The sequence below is a fragment of the Kribbella antibiotica genome (genome assembly GCF_004349055.1).
Lineage (GTDB): Bacteria > Actinomycetota > Actinomycetes > Propionibacteriales > Kribbellaceae > Kribbella > Kribbella antibiotica.
Map to the genome: position 1 here is coordinate 1 of NZ_SMKX01000161.1, position 19,181 is coordinate 19,181.

Annotated in this window: 22 protein-coding genes and 1 riboswitch; of the genes, 7 read left to right on the top strand and 15 right to left on the bottom strand. The window is 67.1% G+C overall.

Translation table 11 applies throughout. The features are described from left to right. Positions 1-197: 197 nt before the first annotated feature. The 5 genes from E1263_RS35390 to E1263_RS35410 all read right to left on the bottom strand — a co-directional run bounded on the left by E1263_RS35390 (position 198) and on the right by E1263_RS35410 (position 3,656). Positions 198-398 (bottom strand): ribbon-helix-helix domain-containing protein, encoded by a 201-nt coding sequence (locus tag E1263_RS35390; protein WP_238161851.1) that lies wholly within the window; start codon positions 396-398, stop codon positions 198-200. Positions 399-654: 256 nt separating this feature from the next. Further along, positions 655-1,509, bottom strand: a complete 855-nt coding sequence (locus E1263_RS35395; protein ID WP_132175512.1) for a DUF3592 domain-containing protein — start codon at positions 1,507-1,509, stop codon at positions 655-657. Then, complete coding sequence (locus E1263_RS35400; RefSeq protein ID WP_132175514.1) at positions 1,506-1,757, bottom strand: hypothetical protein; 252 nt, start codon at positions 1,755-1,757, stop codon at positions 1,506-1,508. Before E1263_RS35400 ends, E1263_RS35395 begins: the two co-directional genes overlap by 4 nt. 1 nt (position 1,758) lies before the next feature. Beyond that, positions 1,759-3,132: an L-serine ammonia-lyase gene (locus E1263_RS35405; RefSeq protein WP_132175516.1), complete on the bottom strand. Its 1,374-nt coding sequence runs from the start codon at positions 3,130-3,132 to the stop codon at positions 1,759-1,761. 81 nt (positions 3,133-3,213) lie between these two features. Further along, a riboswitch (glycine riboswitch) is annotated at positions 3,214-3,311 on the bottom strand. Further along, positions 3,309-3,656 carry a DUF3817 domain-containing protein gene (locus E1263_RS35410; protein ID WP_132175518.1) on the bottom strand — a complete coding sequence of 116 codons (348 nt, stop codon included), beginning with the start codon at positions 3,654-3,656 and terminating at the stop codon, positions 3,309-3,311. (Overlaps the previous riboswitch by 3 nt.) A gap of 97 nt (positions 3,657-3,753) precedes the next feature. On the opposite strand from E1263_RS35410, the gene E1263_RS35415 reads away from it, so the two are divergent. Next, positions 3,754-5,148 (top strand): alpha/beta hydrolase, encoded by a 1,395-nt coding sequence (locus E1263_RS35415; RefSeq protein ID WP_132175520.1) that lies wholly within the window; start codon positions 3,754-3,756, stop codon positions 5,146-5,148. 3 nt (positions 5,149-5,151) lie between these two features. Here the strand turns inward: E1263_RS35415 and E1263_RS35420 are convergent, their stop codons facing one another. From E1263_RS35420 to E1263_RS35430, 3 genes are read right to left on the bottom strand one after another with little or no spacing between them, the layout of a single operon-like run. Next, entirely contained in the window at positions 5,152-6,018 is an 867-nt protein-coding gene (locus E1263_RS35420) for a helix-turn-helix domain-containing protein (RefSeq protein WP_132175522.1), read from the bottom strand. Then, positions 6,015-6,566, bottom strand: a complete 552-nt coding sequence (locus E1263_RS35425; protein WP_132175524.1) for a DUF6879 family protein — start codon at positions 6,564-6,566, stop codon at positions 6,015-6,017. Before E1263_RS35425 ends, E1263_RS35420 begins: the two co-directional genes overlap by 4 nt. Further along, positions 6,563-6,784, bottom strand: coding sequence for a hypothetical protein (locus tag E1263_RS35430; RefSeq protein ID WP_132175526.1), 222 nt, complete (start codon positions 6,782-6,784; stop codon positions 6,563-6,565). Before E1263_RS35430 ends, E1263_RS35425 begins: the two co-directional genes overlap by 4 nt. Before the next feature lie 173 nt (positions 6,785-6,957). Here E1263_RS35430 and E1263_RS35435 point away from each other — a divergent pair, with 173 nt between their 5' ends. Then, entirely contained in the window at positions 6,958-7,251 is a 294-nt protein-coding gene (locus E1263_RS35435) for a hypothetical protein (protein ID WP_132175528.1), read from the top strand. Between the two features lie 344 nt (positions 7,252-7,595). Here E1263_RS35435 and E1263_RS35440 read toward each other — a convergent pair whose 3' ends face one another. From E1263_RS35440 to E1263_RS35450, 3 genes are all read right to left on the bottom strand, one after another. Beyond that, complete coding sequence (locus E1263_RS35440; RefSeq protein WP_132175530.1) at positions 7,596-7,823, bottom strand: hypothetical protein; 228 nt, start codon at positions 7,821-7,823, stop codon at positions 7,596-7,598. 173 nt (positions 7,824-7,996) lie between these two features. Beyond that, positions 7,997-9,415 carry an aminopeptidase P family protein gene (locus E1263_RS35445; protein WP_132175532.1) on the bottom strand — a complete coding sequence of 473 codons (1,419 nt, stop codon included), beginning with the start codon at positions 9,413-9,415 and terminating at the stop codon, positions 7,997-7,999. A gap of 40 nt (positions 9,416-9,455) precedes the next feature. Next, entirely contained in the window at positions 9,456-10,178 is a 723-nt protein-coding gene (locus E1263_RS35450; RefSeq protein WP_132175534.1) for a GntR family transcriptional regulator, read from the bottom strand. Between the two features lie 84 nt (positions 10,179-10,262). Between E1263_RS35450 and E1263_RS35455 the strand changes: the two genes are divergently transcribed. The 3 genes from E1263_RS35455 to E1263_RS35465 are packed head-to-tail and all read left to right on the top strand — an operon-like array spanning position 10,263 to position 12,441. Beyond that, positions 10,263-11,015 carry a LamB/YcsF family protein gene (locus E1263_RS35455; protein WP_132175536.1) on the top strand — a complete coding sequence of 251 codons (753 nt, stop codon included), beginning with the start codon at positions 10,263-10,265 and terminating at the stop codon, positions 11,013-11,015. Next, complete coding sequence (locus E1263_RS35460) at positions 11,015-11,614, top strand: 5-oxoprolinase subunit B family protein (protein WP_132175538.1); 600 nt, start codon at positions 11,015-11,017, stop codon at positions 11,612-11,614. The genes E1263_RS35455 and E1263_RS35460 overlap by 1 nt, the downstream gene beginning before the upstream one ends. After that, complete coding sequence (locus E1263_RS35465) at positions 11,611-12,441, top strand: 5-oxoprolinase subunit C family protein (RefSeq protein ID WP_132175540.1); 831 nt, start codon at positions 11,611-11,613, stop codon at positions 12,439-12,441. The genes E1263_RS35460 and E1263_RS35465 overlap by 4 nt, the downstream gene beginning before the upstream one ends. Here E1263_RS35465 and E1263_RS35470 read toward each other — a convergent pair. From E1263_RS35470 to E1263_RS35485, 4 genes are all read right to left on the bottom strand, one after another. Further along, the gene (locus tag E1263_RS35470; protein WP_132175542.1) at positions 12,431-13,348 is read right to left on the bottom strand and encodes a hypothetical protein; all 918 of its coding nucleotides are present in this window, start codon (positions 13,346-13,348) and stop codon (positions 12,431-12,433) included. The two genes, E1263_RS35465 and E1263_RS35470, sit on opposite strands and share 11 nt — an antisense overlap. Further along, entirely contained in the window at positions 13,345-13,950 is a 606-nt protein-coding gene (locus E1263_RS35475) for an RNA polymerase sigma factor (protein ID WP_238161848.1), read from the bottom strand. The genes E1263_RS35470 and E1263_RS35475 overlap by 4 nt, the downstream gene beginning before the upstream one ends. 77 nt (positions 13,951-14,027) lie before the next feature. Then, entirely contained in the window at positions 14,028-17,066 is a 3,039-nt protein-coding gene (locus tag E1263_RS35480; RefSeq protein ID WP_132175544.1) for a glycoside hydrolase domain-containing protein, read from the bottom strand. A 70-nt stretch (positions 17,067-17,136) separates the two neighbouring features. Then, positions 17,137-18,117 (bottom strand): GlxA family transcriptional regulator, encoded by a 981-nt coding sequence (locus tag E1263_RS35485; RefSeq protein WP_238161849.1) that lies wholly within the window; start codon positions 18,115-18,117, stop codon positions 17,137-17,139. A 60-nt stretch (positions 18,118-18,177) separates the two neighbouring features. Between E1263_RS35485 and E1263_RS35490 the strand changes: the two genes are divergently transcribed. Next, positions 18,178-18,816, top strand: coding sequence for an HD domain-containing protein (locus E1263_RS35490; protein ID WP_132175546.1), 639 nt, complete (start codon positions 18,178-18,180; stop codon positions 18,814-18,816). A gap of 89 nt (positions 18,817-18,905) precedes the next feature. After that, positions 18,906-19,181: UBP-type zinc finger domain-containing protein (locus E1263_RS35495; protein ID WP_132175548.1), on the top strand; the 276-nt coding region annotated here is incomplete at its 3' end.

Below are 19,181 nucleotides of genomic sequence, written 5' to 3' on the forward strand. Positions count from 1 at the left end.
CCCCAAAGCCCGCAGCGTCCCCCTCCTCAACTGCGGCCACGTCCCCATGAACGACGCCCCCGACCTGGTAGCCCGCACCATCCTCGAAACCACGAACGCCTGAGCCGACACGAGCAACTGCAGGTAGTCGCCTAGCGCATGCCCCACGGCAATGCGACCACCGCGACAACACCCAGCCCCCGCACCACCTGCAGCCGCTAGCGCTCCCCCGCGCTGCCGCTGACGGGCGAGATATCGAAGGTTGGCCAGTCGAGGGGCTCGTCCCAGACCCGGTTGGCCATCGCAGCCAGGCGAATTCCCTCGCGCAGGAGCTCCGCCGCCGGAACGCCACGCTTTCGCGCGGCCTCCGTGATCACCGCCAGATCCGCAGCTTCGGCGTACACACTCGTTCGCTTCATCGGCACCCGCCAACTCTAGGCCCGAATCTCGTGGGTGGCTCCGGGATCCGCCGCGGGAGGTTGGGGAGCGCTACCTGCCGATTCAGGTGGGTAGCGCTCCCCAACCCCGCCGATGTTCATGCACCCCAAGTCCAGCCAGCCGGTCGCCGCGCGAACCCGCGGCGCGCGCCTTGAGCACGGTTCAGGCGTTTCGCGGGGCGTTTGGTGACTGAGGGGTGCTCAAAGGGTGGGGCGGTCCGGCTTCCCAACTGAAGGGTCAGAGCTTGAGCAGTACGGCGCCGGTTGCCATGGCGGCTAGGCCGAGGGCTAGGGGCCAGGTGGTGTAGCGGGTGGTGTTGCGGCGGTCTTTGCGGTCGAAGTCGAGGTTGTGGGTGTAGACGGTGGGGTCGCTCGCGGCGTAGTGGAGGGTGAATTTCATGCCCAGGGACTTGCCTGGGTTGGGGAAGTTGTCGAGGGGCTGGACGAGGGCCGCGCGGCCGTCGGTGGTGGTGAAGGCGATCACCGGGGCGTGGTTGATGATGTCGCTGCCTTCGCCGTCTTGGTAGACGTCGGTGGTGACCGCGACGACATGGGCCGGTACGGCGATGGCGTCGGCCAGCTGCCGTCCGCGGAGCCGGGCGCCGCGGAGGTCGCGACTGAACAGGCCGACCAGGAACAGCAGGGCGCCGAAGCCGAGGAAGGCCCATTCGTGGCCCCAGGCAACGATCGCGTGGATGACCAGGCCGAGCAGCAGGAGGGCCGTCATGAACGTCGGGAAACTCCGGCCGTCGCTTTCGGCCTCGCCGTCCAGAGCGATCTTGAACTTCTCCGGGTGACCCTTGGGATAGTGCACGACCAGCTCCCGGCCGACCCAGGCCGCGCGGACCGGGAAGCCGTGTTTGCCGTCGGTGTTCGGGAGGGTGAACTCCTGGCCGGAGCGCGGGTCACGGAACGCCACGGTGACTGGGATGCCGTTCTCCTTGCTGGCGCGGTGGTCCGGTGACTCAAGGTCGACGATCCGCGCATCGACCCACTCGGCGCGCTGCGACGGGGTCAGCCTGGCGAAGGCGAGCAGATAACCCAGTACGGCGAGCCCACCCGGCACCACCCACCAGTACGCGAACCAGCTCATGCCTCATCCACCCGGCGGACGACCTCGGCAGCGACCGCCTGCAGGCCTTCCAGGCGGTCGCGGTCGTAGAGCAGCGAATGCTTTCCACCGCCGGCGAGCCGGATGATCATCCGGGGCATCCGGCCTTCGGTGAACTCGAAGGTCGGACGCTGCCAGATGTGGTAGCGGTGGACGTCGGTGAACCCGAAGAGTTCGAGGACTGTGCCGTCGAAGGTCAGCAGGTGCGTGTCAGTGAGCGGTGCTTGCACGTCAGCATTCGATCACGTTCACAGCCAGGCCGCCACGGGAAGTTTCCTTGTACTTGACCTTCATGTCTGCGCCGGTTTCACGCATAGTTTTGATTACCTTGTCCAGCGTCACAACGTGGACGCCGTCGCCGTGCATCGCCATCCGGGCCGCGTTGATCGCCTTCACCGCGGCCATCGCGTTCCGCTCGATACAAGGAATCTGCACCAGCCCGCCGACCGGGTCACAAGTGAGCCCGAGGTTGTGCTCCATCGCGATCTCGGCCGCGTTCTCCACCTGCTCCGGCGTGCCGCCGAGCAGCTCGCACAGACCGGCCGCAGCCATCGAGCAGGCCGAGCCGACCTCACCCTGGCATCCGACCTCGGCCCCGGAGATCGACGCATTCTCCTTGTACAGAACGCCGATCGCCGCCGCCACCAGCAGGAACCGAACGCAACCGTCGTCGTTGGCACCGGGGATGAACCGCCGGTAATAATGCAGTACGGCGGGAATGATGCCGGCCGCACCATTCGTCGGCGCAGTGACAATCCGGCCACCGGACGCGTTCTGCTCGTTGACCGCGAGGGCGAACAGGTTGACCCAGTCCATCACCTTCAGCGGATCCACCGACCACGGATCGCCGGTGAGCTTGCGGTGCAGCGCGTGCGCACGCCGCGGCACTTTCAGACCGCCGGGCAGCACGCCCGTGGTCTCGCAGCCCTCCTGCACGCAGTCCTGCATGACTTTCCAGATCTTCAGCAGGCCGCTGTGGATCTCTTCCTCGGACCGCCAGGCCTGCTCGTTCGCGAGCATCACCTCGCTGATCGACAGCCCCGACTCCCGGCAGCGGTCGAGCAACGCGGCGCCACTCAGGAACGGATACTTGAGCACCGTGCTGTCCGGAACGATCCGGTCGCCGGCCGCCGCGTTCTCGTCGACCACGAAACCGCCGCCGACCGAGTAGTAGGTGCGCTCCCGCAGCACCTCGCCATCGGCCCCGCGAGCGAGGAAGGACATTCCGTTCGGGTGATACGGCAGGGCCTTCCGCCGGTGCATGACCAGGTCGGAATTGTCGTCGTACGCGATCTCGTGGACGCCCGCCAGCAGCAGCCGGCCGCGCTCGCGGATCGTCTCGACGCGGGCGTCGACGGAGTGCGTGGCGACGGTCTCGGGGTCTTCACCCTCGAGGCCGAGCAGCACCGCCTTGTTGCTGCCGTGGCCGTGCCCGGTCGCACCGAGCGAGCCGAACAACTGCGACTCGACCCGGACGGTCGCGGTCAGCAGACCGGCCTCCTGGAGGCCGAGCACGAACGTGCGGGCGGCGCGCATCGGTCCCACGGTGTGTGAGCTCGACGGGCCGATCCCGATACTGAACAGGTCGAAGACACTGATCGCCATGATGCGGAGGTCCCTTCCGGTCGACGTTGACCGAGAGTGGTGTCCTCCCCGCTCTGTTGGGCTGATGCCCTTCAGAGATGCCTCGCCCGTACGGTGAAGGTGCCTGAGAGATTCTTGGGGAGAGTTGCTCCTACGGCGCCCAGGTCAAACGCAGCCTGAGTCTCTCCCGCACGGGTTCATGCGGCTGTTGAATTAGCTTCCGTCGAGGACGGTACGGCGGCCTTCGGGGTGGCGTCAATCCGGCCCGTGCGCGCCGCCCAGATCTCGAAGAACCAGGTGAACAGCGGCGGAATACTCGCGGCCAGTGCAGCCAGGGTGACCGGCCACGACCAGCGCAGCGGTTTCCGCACGACCAGCACGGTGACGACGTACACGACGAAGATGCCACCGTGGATCGGCCCGAAGACCTTCACACCGGCCTCGTTGTCGGACAGCACGTACTTGAACAGCATCCCGATCAGCAGACCGGTCCACGAGATCGCCTCAGCGATCGCCACCGCGCGGAACCACCGTGAGTGTGTCATCGCGCCGACCCTAACAAGTCCCTCAAGGCCGGACCGGGGTGGTCTAGGGGATTGTCCCCGATGCGGGCCAGCAAGCGGTTGCCGAAGGATCGGCCAGATGAGACTCCGATCGCTCGCGTGGGGTGTGGTCCTCACGGTTACCGCATCAAGCCTGGCCGTCCTCCCGGCCTCGGCCGCCGTCCAATGGACTGATTGCAAGCTCGAAGGCAACGAGAAACCTGAGGTGATCAAGGGTTCGGAGTGCGCGACACTTCAACTCCCCGTCGACTGGCGGAGCCCGAACGGACCGACCTTCGGCCTCGAGATCGCCCGCCGGACCGGAAAACACAGCACGGGTGTGCTGATCTTCGGCCCCGGCGGACCGGGCGACTCCGGCGTCGACCGGATCAAGACCGGGATCGCCCGCTTCAGCCCGGAACTCCAGGACCGCTTCGACATCGTCAGCTTCGACCCGCGCGGGATCGCCCGCAGCAACCCGGTCAAGTGCACAACCAGCCTGTACGCCGCGATGCCGTCACCGCTCGTTCGCAACCAGGCCGAGTTCGGCGCACTGGCCGACTACAACCGCCGTCTCGCCGACGACTGCCGCCGGCACACCGGTCCGCTGTACGACCACGTTGACACCTGGCAGACCGTGCGGGACGTCGATGCGATCCGCCGCGCACTCGGCGCAGCCCAGATCACCTTCCACGGCGGCTCGTACGGCACGCCGCTCGGAGCGCAGTACGCGGAGACCTACCCGCATCGGGTGCGCGCCATGGTGCTGGAGAGCGTGCTCGACCACAGTCTCGCGACACCACGCCAGTTCCTCGATCCGCAGGCCGCGTCGATCCAGGACTCGTTCGACGAGTTCGTCAACTGGTGCGACCGGACGACGACCTGCGCCCTGCACGGCCAAGACGTTCGGGCGCGCTGGGCCGACGTACTGGCGCGGTCGGGCAACAAGTTCAACGCCTCGTTCGTGGTGTTCCGCATGCTCTACGGCCCGCAGTGGAACGCGTTGGCGACGACCCTGCAGCGAGGCGTCATCCCGACCCCGCCGCCTCCGACCGGCGAACTCGTCTCCTACACCTTCGCTCCGTTCTGCCAAGACTGGAGCCTTCGCATCGGCACTTACCGCGAGTACGACGCGCTCCTGAAGCACCTCGCCCGCGCCAACCCGGACATGCCGTATCCCGGTCAGCTGATGGCTATCTCGGCCTGCCTGGGCCTACCGAAGGCCAACAACCCCCAACACCGCCTGGACGTGAAGCACCTGCGGACACCGATCCTGCTGGCGAACGCCCGGCACGACCCGGCAACGGCGTACGCGATGGCCCAGAACGTCCAACGTCAACTGGGCCGCGACGGCGTCCTGCTCACCTACGAAGGCTGGGGCCACGGCAGCTACAGCAAGAGCGAATGCATGCAGCAGACCATCGACCGCTACCTGATCGACCGCAAGGTCCCCAAGCGCGGTACGACGTGTGCCGCCGTCCCGCCAACCGGCTAGGAGTCAGTCGCCGGACAGCAGGTCACTCCGAAGGTTGTTGAGGAAGTCGGAGAACTGCTGTCCGGTACGCGCCGCCTTTCGCAGTACGGCGAACTGCCGGCGATACAGCTCGACGTCGTCGGGCCGACTGATGGTCAGGTAGGCATGGATCGTCTCGACCTGAACGTAGGGCTGTTCGTCATCAACGTCTTCGTTCAGCGTGAATCCGTGCCAAGGAATCGCTTGTGTCTCGACATCCAGCGGGAGTAGACCGATGGAGACGTTGCTGAGTGTGGCGAGGCTGGCGATCCGATCAAGCTGAGCGATCTGCACCTGCCTCGGCCCGGGACGCCAGCGCAACGCCGCCTCGGTGAGAATGAACTCGAACGAATGCCCCTGCTCGTACAGGAGCTGCTGCCGATCGATCCGTCGCTGAACCGCCGCTGCGTAGTCCTGCTCGCCGGTCAGATCGGAGGCGATGAAGACCAGTCGCGCGTACTCGGCAGTCTGCAGCAAGCCAGGCACCAACGCCGACAAGAACGACCGCTGAGTTCTCGCGACAGCCTCCCGCTGCCGGACAGCGTCCTGCATGTCCGCAAAAGTGTCGGCCCGCATGAACTCATGCCAGTTGTCGGCGTCGTTCAGCGCCGCCTCGGTAGCAGCAATGAACTGTTCGAGTCGATCGACGGCGCCGGTCTGCTCCAGCCATCGAGTCAGCTCAGGAACCGAGGCCAGCGCATTCCCGCGCTCGATCCGGCTGACCCGAGCTTGGCTCAGCTCCGTACGGCGGGCAACTTCGCGCCCGCTCAGGCCGGCCAGCGTACGCAGTCGTCGCAGTTCCGCACCGAGGCGTTGCCTCGGAGTTCGCGGGGTCTGGTTGTCATCACTCACTCGGGTACGACGTCTGCCTTCCGTGCTGCCAGATAGGTGTTCAAGCCGACCGAATGCCGCCGTACGATGTCACGCTGCTCGCGGCATCGGTCCAGAACACCGGGATCCACGGTGTGGTCGAAGCCGACAAAATGACCGGCCTCGTCATAGTGCATCAGTACGGCGTACGCGTCCGGCGACTCGCTGTCGAACAACCAGAAGTCCTCGCCGAGCGTCGACAGCGACGCATCCGCCGCCCGATCCGCGATGCCGATCTGCTCCCCGGCCGCCTGCGACTCGACATACCCGACAAGCTCGTATCGCAGATACTCGGACAACGGATGATCGACGACGTGAACGCGTTCCCAGTTCTTGCCCGCGACTGCCGTGGCGGCGATCCGCGCCAGCCAGGGCTCCGTGCGCACCGAACGTTCCGGCCGTGCAGTGCCCTCCCGGAACGCTCGCACGCGTTCGTCCTCCGCAGAGATCGCGTAATGCTGCAGGTTCTCAAGCCGGAAGACATCCTGCGTGAACCGATCGAAGTACGCGTCGAATTCCTCGAAGTTCACCCGGCGACCTCGGTCTGAACTTTCCTCGCGTACTCGATCAGCAACGCACGCGGCACCAGCACGACGGTCTCGTGTGCCGGCATCTGACTGAGTTGCGCCAGGGCGTTGGGATCGAGGAGTTCAGCCCCCTGGATGGCGACCAGATCTCCGTCGTCGGTGTCGAACACATTGGGGCAGGGACCGTTGTCGCACGAACCCGCACGATGGATGAGTCGCATATCGCCTCCACTGATTCGAAATGAGTCAATCCCCACCATGGCACCCACTCCCCAGTCAGTCAACCGCAAGCCCGACAAGAGCCCCCTCGCGGCCGCTTGACAACACCCCCCGGCGCCGTCACTCTGATTCAGGTGAGTCAAAATGAGTCACCCTGGGAATCAACGGAGCCGTCATGAGCGACGAACTCGATTCAGAGCGCATGGCACCTCGACGGTTCTGGCTCATCCGCCGAGGCACCCGCTCCGACGCCGACGGCATTGTTGCTGAGGGCACCTTGTGGTCGAGCGGGCGGGTTGCCCTGCATTGGCCGGGGCAGCCACCCGCGACCACCCTCTGGGGGTCGCTGGACGATCTACTCGTCGTCCACGGACGTGACGCCGTCGCATGGCTCGACGATTCGGACGACTGGCGTTGCGAGCACGTCGAGTGTGTCGAGTACGACGCCGGTGCGATCTGGATCCACTAGACCGGCGAGGCGGGCATGCCGATCCCTGCATCCACGCCCGTCTCGCCTGCCACCCGTCCGGGAACGCACTGAGAACAGGAGGTATGCCGCGGCACGCCCGCCTCGGAGACGTCAGGGCGCCGCACGAAGGACTGCACGTAGCCATCGCCGCACACCCGACCGCACGCCTGAGCCGAGCACAGGGCGCCGGGATCGGACGACCACCTGCAGTCGTTCGTGCAGCCGACACGCCACTGCACGAACCGAACCCCTCACAGGTCTCGAGCCAGGACTATTCCAACGTCCGAAGACTCGCCGACTGTGCTTGGTAGTACCAGGCCCGCGGGTCTTTCGGACGCTAGCGGTCACACCGCTACGCCGGTGACCTCGAGGACTCGGTACAGGTGGTCGCCGCGGCGGACGCGGCTCGTGAGGGCGGCCAGCTCGACACAGGCGGCATTCAGAGCCTGCGTCTGGGTGCGGCAGTGGTCGACGTACCAGAACGGGTCGTCAACGACCGGGTCATCGGCATCGTCGATGTCGGCATACCAGTGCGCTTGGCCGTAGTGGACGACCCTCACTCGCAGATTCATGGCCACTCCCCCGGTGGATCTCCCCTGATCCGGGACTTCGAATCCGGCCGGCGCGTAACCGAGGCCCCCCACCGTTACGCGCCGGGCCGAGTTCGACCCTCCCCGACGACTACATCGTGCGGGCGCCGGAATGTGTTACTGCACGTGACCAATAATTTTGAGTAGTCGGTTGATTACTGTCGGTTGAGGTGTCTGCGGGTCCACTGCTCGAGGCCGTCGGTGTCGATCGGCAGCGCCTCGGTGAGGATCTCGAGCCGATCCGAGTGCACGACGACGTTGTCCTCGATCCGGATGCCGATCCCGCGCAACTCCGGCGGCACGGTCTCGTCGTTCGGATGGAAGTACAGGCCGGGTTCGACAGCGAGCGCCATACCGGCCTCGATCTCACCGGCGAAATACGTCTCCGGGCGGGCCGCGTCGCAGTCGTGGACGTCGAGACCGATGTAGTGCCCGGTCCCGCAGACGATGAACCGGCGGTGCTGCTGCCCGTCCGGCCCGAGCAGTTCGTCGACCGACGCAGTGAGCAAACCCCAGTCCCGCAGGCCCTCGGCCAGCACAACCATCGCTGCGTGCTGAAAAGCCCGGTACGGCGCTCCTGCCTTCACTGCACCAAGTGCCGCGAGCTGCGCCTTGTGCACGAGGTCGTGAACCTGCCGCTGAGCCGCGGTGTACTCACCCGTGGCCGGGAACGTTCGCGTCACGTCAGCGGTGTAGAGCGTGCGGGTCTCGACGCCTGCGTCGAGCAGGATCACGTCGCCCTCGTTGACCGCACCGTCATTGCGCACCCAGTGCAGCACCGGCGCATGCTTGCCTGCAGCAACGATCGAGGCGTAGCCGACGCCATTACCGGCCGTCCGGGCGCGCCGGTCGAAAGTGCCTTGCAGCCAACGCTCGCCGCCGCCGCGGATCGCCTCCGGCAGCTCGCGGGCCACGTCCTCGAACGCGATCACGCTGGCCGCGACCGCCTCGCGCAGCTGGTCGAGCTCCCAGTCGTCCTTGATCCGGCGCAGCTCCGCGATCGACTGCCGCAGCGCATTACCGTCGTACGGCGAAGTCCGTACCAGCGCGTCGAGCATCGGATCGACGCCGGGCACCGACAGCATGAACGGAACCGCGCCACGCACCGCGGACGGCAGCTCCTCCAGCGGGCGGCACGCGATCTGCAGCGCATCGGACCAGTCCTTCAGGCCGGGGACCGGGCCGATCCACAGCTCACCGTCCCGCGCGTTCGCGAAGAAGTCGGCCTCATCCGGCCCAGCGGTCTCGCGCAGGTAAAGCGTCGCGTCACCATCACCCGAGAGCACCAATACGGCGCCCTCAGCCTGGCAGCCGGTCAGCCAGACGAAGTCGCTGTCGGCGCGAAAGTCGTAGTCGGTGTCGTTGGAGCGCACTGGAGCGTGGCCCGCACCCAGCGCGATCCGGCGGCCAGGCAACGCGGCCGCGAGCTTGCGCCGGTGCTCGGCGGCTGCCTCGGCCAGCCCGGCCGGCACAGTGACTGAGCGGTCGACTGCACCCCAGCCCTTCGCAATGGATTCGCGGAACCCCTTGGCGTCGATGGGGCGGTAGGACTTGGGTGTCTGGTCGTCACTCATACCCTCATCAACTCAGGTCACGCGGGGCGTGCGCAAGCCCTTATCGCGCGCGGAACGCCGCCAGGATCGCAACCTCGGATTCGAGCAGGTACTGATTCAGGTTCGCCGCCGCCTCGTCGTACCGGCGGGCCTCGAGAAGCTCGAAAAGTGCTCGGTTCCGAGCAATGTAGGGCTCGTGCAGTTCCCTCGGGGCCGCGATCACGTGGAAGAGGAGTCGCAGCTCGGCGAGCAGGCGGCCGGTCATCGCGTCCATCCGGGCGCTGTCGGCCAGCCCGATCAGATGCTGATGGAAGCGCATGTTCGCCGTACCGACGGCTGGCCAGCGGTCCGCGAGGGCAGCGGCCTCGGCCGCCTCGACGTCGTCCTGCAGTGGTTCGAGCCGGGCTGCGGGCAGCTCCGGCTCCCGGTCCGCGAGCCCGCGGACGACGTCCACCTCGAGCACGCGGCGCAGCCGGTAGAGGTCGACCACGTCGGCTTCGTCGAGCTCCGGGACGAAGACGCCGCGGTGCAGCTTGTAGATGAGCAGACCCTCGTGGGTGAGCAGCCGGAAGGCCTCGCGCAAGGTGTTCCGGCTGACCTCCAGAACCTCGGTCAGCTCGACCTCGGAGAGCTGGGCGCCGGGTGGCAGCGCGCCTTCGGTGATGCTGCGGCGCAGGATGTCGGCAGCCCGCTCGGCCGAGCTGCTGCGGTCCAGGCGCGCCACATCCGCGGCGACCGTTCGCAACCACGCCTGGCGATTGTCGGCGGCCTCACCCGTTGTCATGGCCGCATCATCGCGCACCACAGGTCACCAGGGAAAGTAGAACCATCCTCTTGCAGGATTGTTGAACAATTCCTAGAATGCGGTATGGATCTCAACGCGGACCTCGGTGAGGGATTCGGCTCCTGGTCGATGGGCGACGACAGCGCGCTGCTCGACGTCGTGACCAGCGCGAACGTGGCGTGCGGTTTCCACGCCGGCGATCCCTCGATCATGCGCCGGGTGACCGCCCAGGCGGTCGAGCGCGGCGTCGCCGTCGGCGCCCACGTCGGGTACGCCGACAAGGCCGGCTTCGGCCGCCGGTTCGTGGACATCGAGCCGGATGTGCTGCGCGATGAGGTGATCTACCAGATCGGCTCGCTCGACGCGTTCGCGCGGATCGCTGGGGATCGCGTCCGCTATGTGAAGCCCCACGGCGCGCTCTACAACACGATCGGCCACCACGAGGCGCAGGCCGCCGCAGTCGTCGCCGCGGTCGCCGACTACGACCGCACACTCCCCGTGCTCGGCCTCCCCGGCTCAGCCTGGCTCCGCCTCGCCGTCGAGGCCGGTCTCACCGTGGTCCACGAGGCCTTCGCCGACCGCGCCTACACACCCGAGGGCACGCTCGTGTCCCGCCGCGAAGCCGGATCGGTGCTGCACGAGGCCGACGAGATCGCAGCCCGCTGTACGGCGATGGCAACCGGCCGGCCGATCATCGACAGCGCGGGTGGTGAGCTGACCGTCGACGCCGCCTCGATCTGCGTGCACGGCGACACTCCGGGCGCGGTCGGGATCGCCCGCCGAGTGCGCGCCGCCCTGGAGGACGCCGGCGTCACGCTGAGCCCGTTCGGCCGCTGATGCAGATCCTTCCGGCGGGCGACCGCGCGCTGCTGGTCGAGCTCGACGGCCTCGACGAGGTGCTCGGCTACTACACCGCCCTGCTCGCCGACCCCGCTCCGCATGCCGTCGACGTCGTCCCAGCGGCGCGGACGGTGCTCGTCACGACTGCAGGCAGTCTGGACGAGTTGCGGCGCCATTTAATGAGCGTGCAGCCTCTGACCACGGCCCAGAGTGCGGGCGACCTATTGGAGGTGCCGGTTATCTACGACGGCGCCGATCTGGCCGACGTCGCTTCGTTGCTCGGGTGCAGCCCGGCTGATGTCGTCGAACGCCATACGTCTGAGCAGTGGACGGTCGCGTTCTGCGGGTTCGCTCCCGGCTTCGGCTACCTGACCGGTACGGCGGACTGGAACATCCCGCGTCGTTCGTCACCGCGCACCAAGGTTCCGGTAGGAGCAGTCGGCCTGGCCGGTGAGTTCAGCGGCGTCTACCCGCGGGAGTCGCCCGGTGGTTGGCAGTTGATCGGGCGCACCGACCTGCAGATCTTCGACCAGCAGCGTGATCCGGCCGCCCTCTTCCACCCTGGCCGTCGAGTGCGCTTCATCGAGGCATCATGATCACCGTGCTCGAAACGGGGCCGTTGGCAACGATCCAGGACGCGGGACGAGCCGGGCAGGCCGCCCTTGGCGTTCCGACCTCGGGCGCCTGCGACGCAGCGTCGTACGGGCTAGCCAACCGGTTGGTTGGAAATCAGCCCGGTGCGGCGGCTTTGGAGATCACCTTCGGCGGGCTTGTCCTGCACGCCGACACCGACCTGACGATCGCAGTGACCGGCGCCCCATGTTCCGGCGTGCCGCTGAATGCGCCGACTCTTCTGCGCGCCGGCGAGGTGCTGCGATTCGGTCTGCCGCGATCCGGGTTGCGGACCTACCTCGCGGTTCGCGGCGGCATCGACGTACCGGCGGTGCTGGGCTCGCGCTCGACCGACCTGCTCTCCGGTCTCGGCCCGGCGCCGTTGGAGGCCGGTACGACGCTGCCGGTCGGCCGCCTGTGCGGACCGATGCCGGGAGTCGACCTCGCCCCAGTTGCGGACCCCGCGGCCGACACTCTGCGCGTCCAGATCACCCCGGGCCCGCGCCGCGACTGGTTCACCGACGCGGGTTGGGCGTCGCTCCTCAGCCAGACCTATGCCGTGAGCAGCAACAGCAATCGGGTCGGCGTCCGCCTCGACGGCATCCCGCTGGAACGCGCCCGCGACGGCGAACTGTCCAGCGAAGGGATGGCCCTCGGCGCCATCCAGATCCCGCCTTCGGGCCTTCCCGTCGTCTTCCTCGCCGATCACCCCGTCACCGGCGGCTACCCGGTGATCGCCTATGTGTCGGCGGCGTCCCTGGCCGGTTGCGCCCAGCTCCGCCCCGGCCAGGGCGTGCGTTTCAGCGGCTAGGCCACTTGTACGTCAGGCAGTACGGCGGATTCGGCTTCGCATCCGGATTCGCCGGGCGCTTCTTGCCGTCCTTCCCCAGGACCCACATCTGCGCTGTGCAGTTCGGCTCTGTCGGCTTGGCGCTGTCGTAGATCTTCCGGCCGCGCGCATCGTAAGCCCGGTAGACGAAGTCCCACCGGTTCGGATCGTCATCGTCGTAGTGCGGCCCCCAGCCGACGCGGCCGACGGTCGGTGCGAACCAGAACCCGTTGAACAGGTACGCGTCGCGCTCCGGCAGCCCCTTCGGCTGGACGGTCACCCGAGTCACCGTTCCGGCGAAGGTGCCGGCGTTGCGGGCGATGCTGCGGACCTCTTCCGAGACTTCGCCGACCACCGGGTGCCGGAGGCTCGACTCGCTGATCGCGCCACCGGCGGTCCGGCTGCACAACCAGTAGCCCTGCTTCTCCTCGACGATCGGCGGCACGCCGTCCTGCCAGGTGTCGGGCTTTCCCTTGGCGATCAGCCAGGTCTTCACGACCTTCGGGTCGTTCACGTTCACGAACTCGAACGCCCGGACCGCCTTGTACGAGCGGAACGGCTGCGGCAACTGCTTGACCGTGAGCCGGTCGGCTTCGGCCTGGCACTGCGCCTGCAGTGTGGCCGTGTCAGCCGCCGACAAGTCCCGCACGACCAACTCGCCTCCGCCGGCGACCGGCGTACCGGGGTTGTCCTTCTTGAGAGCCGGTACGGCGACGGCCAGGCCGGCTGCTACTGCGAGGACCGCGGCTGCGGCGGCGACTGGGACCAGCACGCGCCGGGCCTGCCGGGGCTGGTTCTCCTCGATCGCGTCGAGGAGCTCGGTGCGGAGCTTGTCGTGCACCCCGGGCGGGAGCGGCTGGTCGGTACGGCGGTTGAGCAGCTCTCTCATGACAGGTCCTCCACAGTGCTGACAGCGACGCTCAGGTCGCGAAGACGTTTGCGGGCGCGCGACATCCGGGACTTCACGGTGCCGAGCGGGATGTCGAGGGCAACCGCCGCCGACTGGGCATCGAGCCCCGACCAGAAACAGAGCTCGACGATCTCGCGCTCGTGCCGCGGCAGCTTGCGCAGCAACGCGCGCAACCGCTTGGCCTCCCGCTCGTCATCGATCCGGGAAGCAACCCCCTCGGCATGATCCGGTACGTCGGCCTGTTGCTGCCGAAGCAGCGTGAGCCGCCGGAAATGCTGTTTACGCCACTCGTTCCGCAGCACGTAATCGGCCGTCCGGAGCAACCACGGCAGGGCCGAGTCGTGCACCAGCACCACCTCAGCCCGCCGCCGCCACGCCTGCAGGAATACCAACGACGTCAGGTCCTCGGCATCACTCCACGAGGCCGTCCGCCGGAACAGAAAGTTGTAGACCGCCTTGGCATGCCGGTCGAACAGGGCCCCGAACGCCTCGGACTCCCCCTCGACCGACCGCCGCCAAAGCTCTGCGTCGCTCATCGTCGTCGGCAACCCCTCGGGTCTCCCAGCCAGCGCGATCGTCACGCCACCACCTCCAGATCGTCCCCCACCGGGGGTTCTCACTGGTTATGTGTCGTGACCCGCCAACCGGGATCCCGAGGTCAATAGACGGCGATCTCGTCCACGAAGATCCAGTCCGCCGCGACGCCCTGCGAGTACTTCTCGTACTCGACCTGCACGTACCGCGCGGTGGTCTGCACCGGGAACCGGAACCACTGCGCCGACGAGACTCCCGTCGAGGCGAGCGGCGTCAACGCATCGGGGCTGTTGCCGACCGAGATCCGGACGGTGTCCGGCGAGTACTTCGTGACGCCGTCGAAATTGTCGTGCACCTCGATCCGCCCGATCGGCTTCACCGACCCCAGATCCACGGTCACCTTCGCACTCCCCGTCGTACCGACCCCGAAGGTGTAGCCGTAGTTGAAGGTGTCCTCGTGGTGCCCGGCGATCACGCCATCGGTCGACTCCTTGTTGCCGGAGTCGGGGTAGTTGGCGTGCGGCGGCGCACTCTTCGTGTACGTCGCCCCTGCGGCGAGATTGGCCGGGCCGGTGGCGCCGTACGCCTCGATCTCATCGACCAGCATCACCGAGGCATCAGCGGTGAACGTCTTCTGCAGGGTCACCCGGATATAGCGCGCGGTGGTCGGTGGGGAGTCGAACTGGTACCAGATCTTCGACTGATCGTTCGGCGTCCCCGGCAGGAAACCCTGCTGCTTCCAGGTCACGTTGTCGGTGCTCGTCGCGATGGTCACCCGGTCCGGCCGGTACGCCGGGTACTCCTCGTACGCATGCAGCCGGACCTCGTCGATGGTCTGGGCCGACCCCAGGTCGAACTGGATGGTCGCGGTCCCTTGACCGGCCCCGAACCCGTAGGTCCGGCCATCGTCGTGCGCGTCCGCCAGGACGCCGTCGGTCGACTCGAATCCGCTGTCCGGCTTGTTGTTCGGGGTCGGGCTCACCGAGTAGTTGCGGCCGCCGAGCAGGTTCTGCTTCGCCAGCGGGCTCCCGGCGACTTCCAGACTGCTCAGCCCGGACACACCGCTGCCGAACTCGACCCGGACGAAGCGGGCCTTCCCGTTGATCCCGGCGAAAGCACCACCACCACCCTCGTACGCCGTACTCCAGCGGGCACCGTCGTACGAGACCTTGACCGTGTAGTTGCCAGCAGCAACGCCGGCCCAGTTCAGCTGAAGCCCGTCCAGCTGAACCTGCCGCCCAAAGTCGACCTGCAACCACTGCGCACCGGTTCCATTTGGCTGCCAGCTGGTCGCGTTGTCGCCGTCGACCGCCTTCGCAGCCTCGTGATCTGCCGTCGCGCTCGACGCGGTGGCAGTCGTGTTCCGCGCCAGATCCGGAGCGATCGGCTTGCCCGCGGCGGCGTCCAGCGCCAGCCGCCGGATCCGCGCCTGGTATCCGGTGTCCGGACTGTACTTGTCCGCCCGCTCGGTCAAGGCCGTCGCCAGATCCCTTGCCAGCTTGGGATTCGACGCGCCGAGGATGTTCAGCACCTCGTAGTCCTCGATCCCGTCGCGCAGCGATTCGTACCGGATCGACGACTGGATGGTGTTGTTCGCGACATCCGGCCAGACGATGTAGTGGTCACCCTTCGACTCGGTCTCGTCGAGGTTGGCCAGCCAGCCGTTCATCGAATAGTGCAGATAGCCGTTGGCACCGCGCGAGTACGCGTACCAAGGGGTCAGTCGTTGGTTGAACTGCGGTTGGTCGATGAAACGGTTGAGGTAGTTCCCCACCGGGATGTTGCAGTTGTAGAAGTACAGATCCTTGCCCTGGGCCCGCAAATTGTCGTACGTCGCCCGGTTCTGGTCGTAGTTGAGCAGGTTCGGGACCATCACGGACATGGTCGACGACAGGTTCGCCGCGGTCGGTTCGTGGAACGCGGCATCACCGATCCGGACGTCCGGCCAGTGCGATCGCATCCGCTGCGCGATCCCGCGGTACGCCGCCTCTTCCTGGGCACCGACCGGCTCGTCACCGACGTGCATCCAGTACTTCAGGTTCTCGGTCCAGCCCTTCGCGTCCAGGTGCTGCTTGAGCTGGGGGATGAACTGGTCGATGAAGTTGTTCGCCTTCGCCGTGTTCCAGTTCACGTAGTTGCGCTTACCCTTGCCGCCGGTGCCGTCGATGATCTCGACCTCCCGGACGCCGTCCTGCGGGCGGCCCCAGTTGTAAGTGTCGGCGGAGACCCAGAAACCCTCCAGCCGCTTCACCACCCCGCGGTCCAGCATGAACTGGATGATCTCGTCGATCCGGCTCCAGTCGAAGGTGTAGACACCGGTGGCGTTGCTGTTGTTCGTCACGGTGGTGTTGCCGTCGACCAGGAGGTTCACCAGCGGCAGCGTGAGCGTGTTCGTCCGGTGCCGCTTCATCTGAGTGGCGACCTTGTCCAGCAGATCCCAGTACTGCGGGCTGTACCGCGGGTACTTGTACGTCTCCTCCATCGTCTGCCCGTTCGGCGCCCACGAGATCTCACCGAAAAACACGTTCCACAGCGTGGTTTCGAACGTCTGGTCCTTCGGGTCCGGCAGCGTCACCGCCCGGACGTCGACGGAGACCGGCACCTCGACAGCCCCCTTGCTGGTGGCAACTGTCGCCGTACCGGCGTAGACACCTGCGGCAGTGCCCTTCGGTACGGCGGCGGTCACCCAGATCGACTGTGTGGTGCGGGGCGCGACGGTCCAGGTCCGGGCGTTGGACAGCGGATCCGGGAAGGCACCCGGCGCCTTACGGACCGGCGGATACATCGGCTGACTGCCGAAACCGGTGTTCCGGTTCAGGTTCTTGTAGTCGACGAACGTGTACGACAGGTTGGCGGCTGCCAGGGATCGGGCACCGTTGGTGAGTGCCGAGAACGTCACACCGTCGACCGTGAACCCCGCGGCCGAGCGCAGCACGATCTGCGCGCTCTCCTCCTCGTTGGAGGCCGCATCGAGCGCGATCGAGCGGCCGGATTCCTTGCTGGGCAAGGTATCCCGGAAGATGCTGGTGCTCGACGGTTCGGTCCAGTAGTCGATCCCGGGTGCGACCTGCTGCTGGGCCGGCGGCGTACCGGCTTGGGCGTTCGGAGCGAGCGCCACGGCGGCCACCAGGGCGGCGATGACGAGATGACGGAGGGGCGGCATACCGTCAACGATCTACGGGCACAACAGAAATGGTCCAGAAACCGGGGTAGACCATTCGACTCTGTTCGTATTAATTGGCCGCCGCTGTAAACCGCCGCTTGTACTCCGATGGCGTCGTACTGAGATGTCTCGCGAACGCGCGTCTGAGGGTCTCGTCGCTGCCGAGCCCGCTGTGCCGCGCGGCTGCAGTGATGCTGTGGCCGTCCAGGATCAGCTGCTGCGCCCGGTCCAGCCGGACGCGCTCGATCCAGCGACCGGGTGTGGTCTGCAACTCGGACTGGAAGAGGCGAGTCAGATGCCGGGGGCTGAGCGAGACTTGCTTCGCGAGCGTGGGGAGACTGTGATCAGCGCCTGGGTCAGCCACAACCGCGGCGGTCACGATCCGGAGCGGATCGCTCTTCGCCGGCGGGGTCGCGATGGCCGTCGAGAACTGCGACTGCCCGCCGGGCCGCTGCATGAAGACGACCAACTCACGCGCCACCTCCCGCGCGACGGCCGAGCCGTGATCGGCCTCGACCAGGGCGAGCGTCAGGTCGATACCCGCACTGATGCCGGCTGAGGTAACGTACCGGCCATCGGTGATGTGGAGCGCATCGGGCTCGACGTGGATCTTGGGATGCTTGCTCGCCAGCGTGCTTGCATGCCGCCAATGTGTGGTCGCCCTCCGGCCGTCCAGAACCCCAATTGCCGCCAGCACGAACGCGCCGGTGCAGACCGACGCGACGCGCTCAGCATCTTGGGCGAGGGCTGCAGCGGTCGCCCGTACGTCGTCCGGCACGCGCTCGGCGAGGTGATCGGCCCCCGCGATCAGCACCGTGTCGACCTTCCCGACGTCGGCCGGTTTGACCGTCCCGGCCAGCGTCAGCCCGGCCGAGGTCGTCACGTTGCCACCCGTCGGCGAGACCAGGATCGTCTCGTAACGCTTCGCGGCCCGATTCGCCTGGTGGAACACCTCGAGTGGACCACTCACATCGAGCAGCGTCACGTCGTCGTACACGATCAGGGCGGCGCGCGATGTCCGAATCTGTGGTGAACCCGGCATTTTGGACATGGCCTCAGCGTAGCCGCTGCCGCCAATCTGGAGACCTCACCACTTTGGAAAGGCAGCCCGATGACCGAAGAGATCGCCGGCATCAAGATCCCCGACAGCACTCTGGCCCGCGAAGCCACCGCCCTGGTCCGGGACGCCGCAACACCACTCGTCTACCACCACTCCCGCCGCGTCTACCTGTTCGGCGCCCTCCGCGGTCTCGCCGACGGCCTGACCTTCGACCCCGAACTCCTCTACGTCGGCGCCCTCTTCCACGACCTCGGTCTCACCGAGCGCTACCGCCGTACCGACCAACGCTTCGAAATCGACGGCGCCGACCAGGCCCGCCGCTTCTTGGAGTCGCACGGCATCCCCACCCTCGACGCCGACCGCGTCTGGACCGCCATCGCCCTGCACACCACACCCGAGATCCCCCTCCACATGGCCCCCGAGATCGCCCTCGTCACCCGCGGCGTCGAGTACGACGTACTGGGCCTCGGCTACGACCTCCTCCCCGCCGACCAACGCTCCGCCGTAATAGCCGCCCACCCTCGCCCCAACTTCAAACCCCAGATCCTTGCCGCCTTCACCGAAGGCCTCGTCGACCGCCCCGCCACCACCTTCGGCAACGTCAAGTCCGACGTCCTCCGCCACTTCGCCCCCGACTTCACGCCTACCGACTTCGTCGAGATCATCCAGCACTCCCCCTGGCCCGAGTAATCCTCACCGGGCCGCATCTTTGACCACGGGCCGACCCACCTTTGGGGGCCTGCTTGTTCGGGGGCCATCGGCAGGCAAAGATGTCCGGTATGACGGAGAGTTCTGGGATCGACAGCGCGGTTCCGCCGAGCGGTACCGGGTGTGCGGAGTGTCTGAGCAACGACGGCTGGTGGTTCCACCTCCGCCGCTGCGCCGAGTGCGGTCACATCGGCTGCTGCGACTCGTCGCCGGCCCAGCACGCCTCGGCCCACTTCACCGAGACCGGCCACCCGATCGTCCGCAGCTTCGAGCCCGGCGAGGACTGGTTCTGGCACTACGGCGAATCCCAGTACTACGACGGCCCAGCCCTCGCCGACCCCCAGTCC

Coding starts and splice junctions, on each gene's coding strand:
- E1263_RS35410 (WP_132175518.1), bottom strand. CDS start 3,656: ATGACACACTCACGGTGGTTCCGCGCGGTGGCGATCGCTGAGGCGATC.
- E1263_RS35480 (WP_132175544.1), bottom strand. CDS start 17,066: ATGCCGCCCCTCCGTCATCTCGTCATCGCCGCCCTGGTGGCCGCCGTG.
- E1263_RS35455 (WP_132175536.1), top strand. CDS start 10,263: ATGGATCTCAACGCGGACCTCGGTGAGGGATTCGGCTCCTGGTCGATG.
- E1263_RS35415 (WP_132175520.1), top strand. CDS start 3,754: ATGAGACTCCGATCGCTCGCGTGGGGTGTGGTCCTCACGGTTACCGCA.
- E1263_RS35405 (WP_132175516.1), bottom strand. CDS start 3,132: ATGGCGATCAGTGTCTTCGACCTGTTCAGTATCGGGATCGGCCCGTCG.
- E1263_RS35450 (WP_132175534.1), bottom strand. CDS start 10,178: ATGACAACGGGTGAGGCCGCCGACAATCGCCAGGCGTGGTTGCGAACG.
- E1263_RS35470 (WP_132175542.1), bottom strand. CDS start 13,348: ATGAGAGAGCTGCTCAACCGCCGTACCGACCAGCCGCTCCCGCCCGGG.
- E1263_RS35430 (WP_132175526.1), bottom strand. CDS start 6,784: ATGCGACTCATCCATCGTGCGGGTTCGTGCGACAACGGTCCCTGCCCC.
- E1263_RS35435 (WP_132175528.1), top strand. CDS start 6,958: ATGAGCGACGAACTCGATTCAGAGCGCATGGCACCTCGACGGTTCTGG.
- E1263_RS35485 (WP_238161849.1), bottom strand. CDS start 18,117: ATGTCCAAAATGCCGGGTTCACCACAGATTCGGACATCGCGCGCCGCC.
- E1263_RS35460 (WP_132175538.1), top strand. CDS start 11,015: ATGCAGATCCTTCCGGCGGGCGACCGCGCGCTGCTGGTCGAGCTCGAC.
- E1263_RS35465 (WP_132175540.1), top strand. CDS start 11,611: ATGATCACCGTGCTCGAAACGGGGCCGTTGGCAACGATCCAGGACGCG.
- E1263_RS35490 (WP_132175546.1), top strand. CDS start 18,178: ATGACCGAAGAGATCGCCGGCATCAAGATCCCCGACAGCACTCTGGCC.
- E1263_RS35395 (WP_132175512.1), bottom strand. CDS start 1,509: ATGAGCTGGTTCGCGTACTGGTGGGTGGTGCCGGGTGGGCTCGCCGTA.
- E1263_RS35445 (WP_132175532.1), bottom strand. CDS start 9,415: ATGAGTGACGACCAGACACCCAAGTCCTACCGCCCCATCGACGCCAAG.
- E1263_RS35440 (WP_132175530.1), bottom strand. CDS start 7,823: ATGAATCTGCGAGTGAGGGTCGTCCACTACGGCCAAGCGCACTGGTAT.
- E1263_RS35390 (WP_238161851.1), bottom strand. CDS start 398: ATGAAGCGAACGAGTGTGTACGCCGAAGCTGCGGATCTGGCGGTGATC.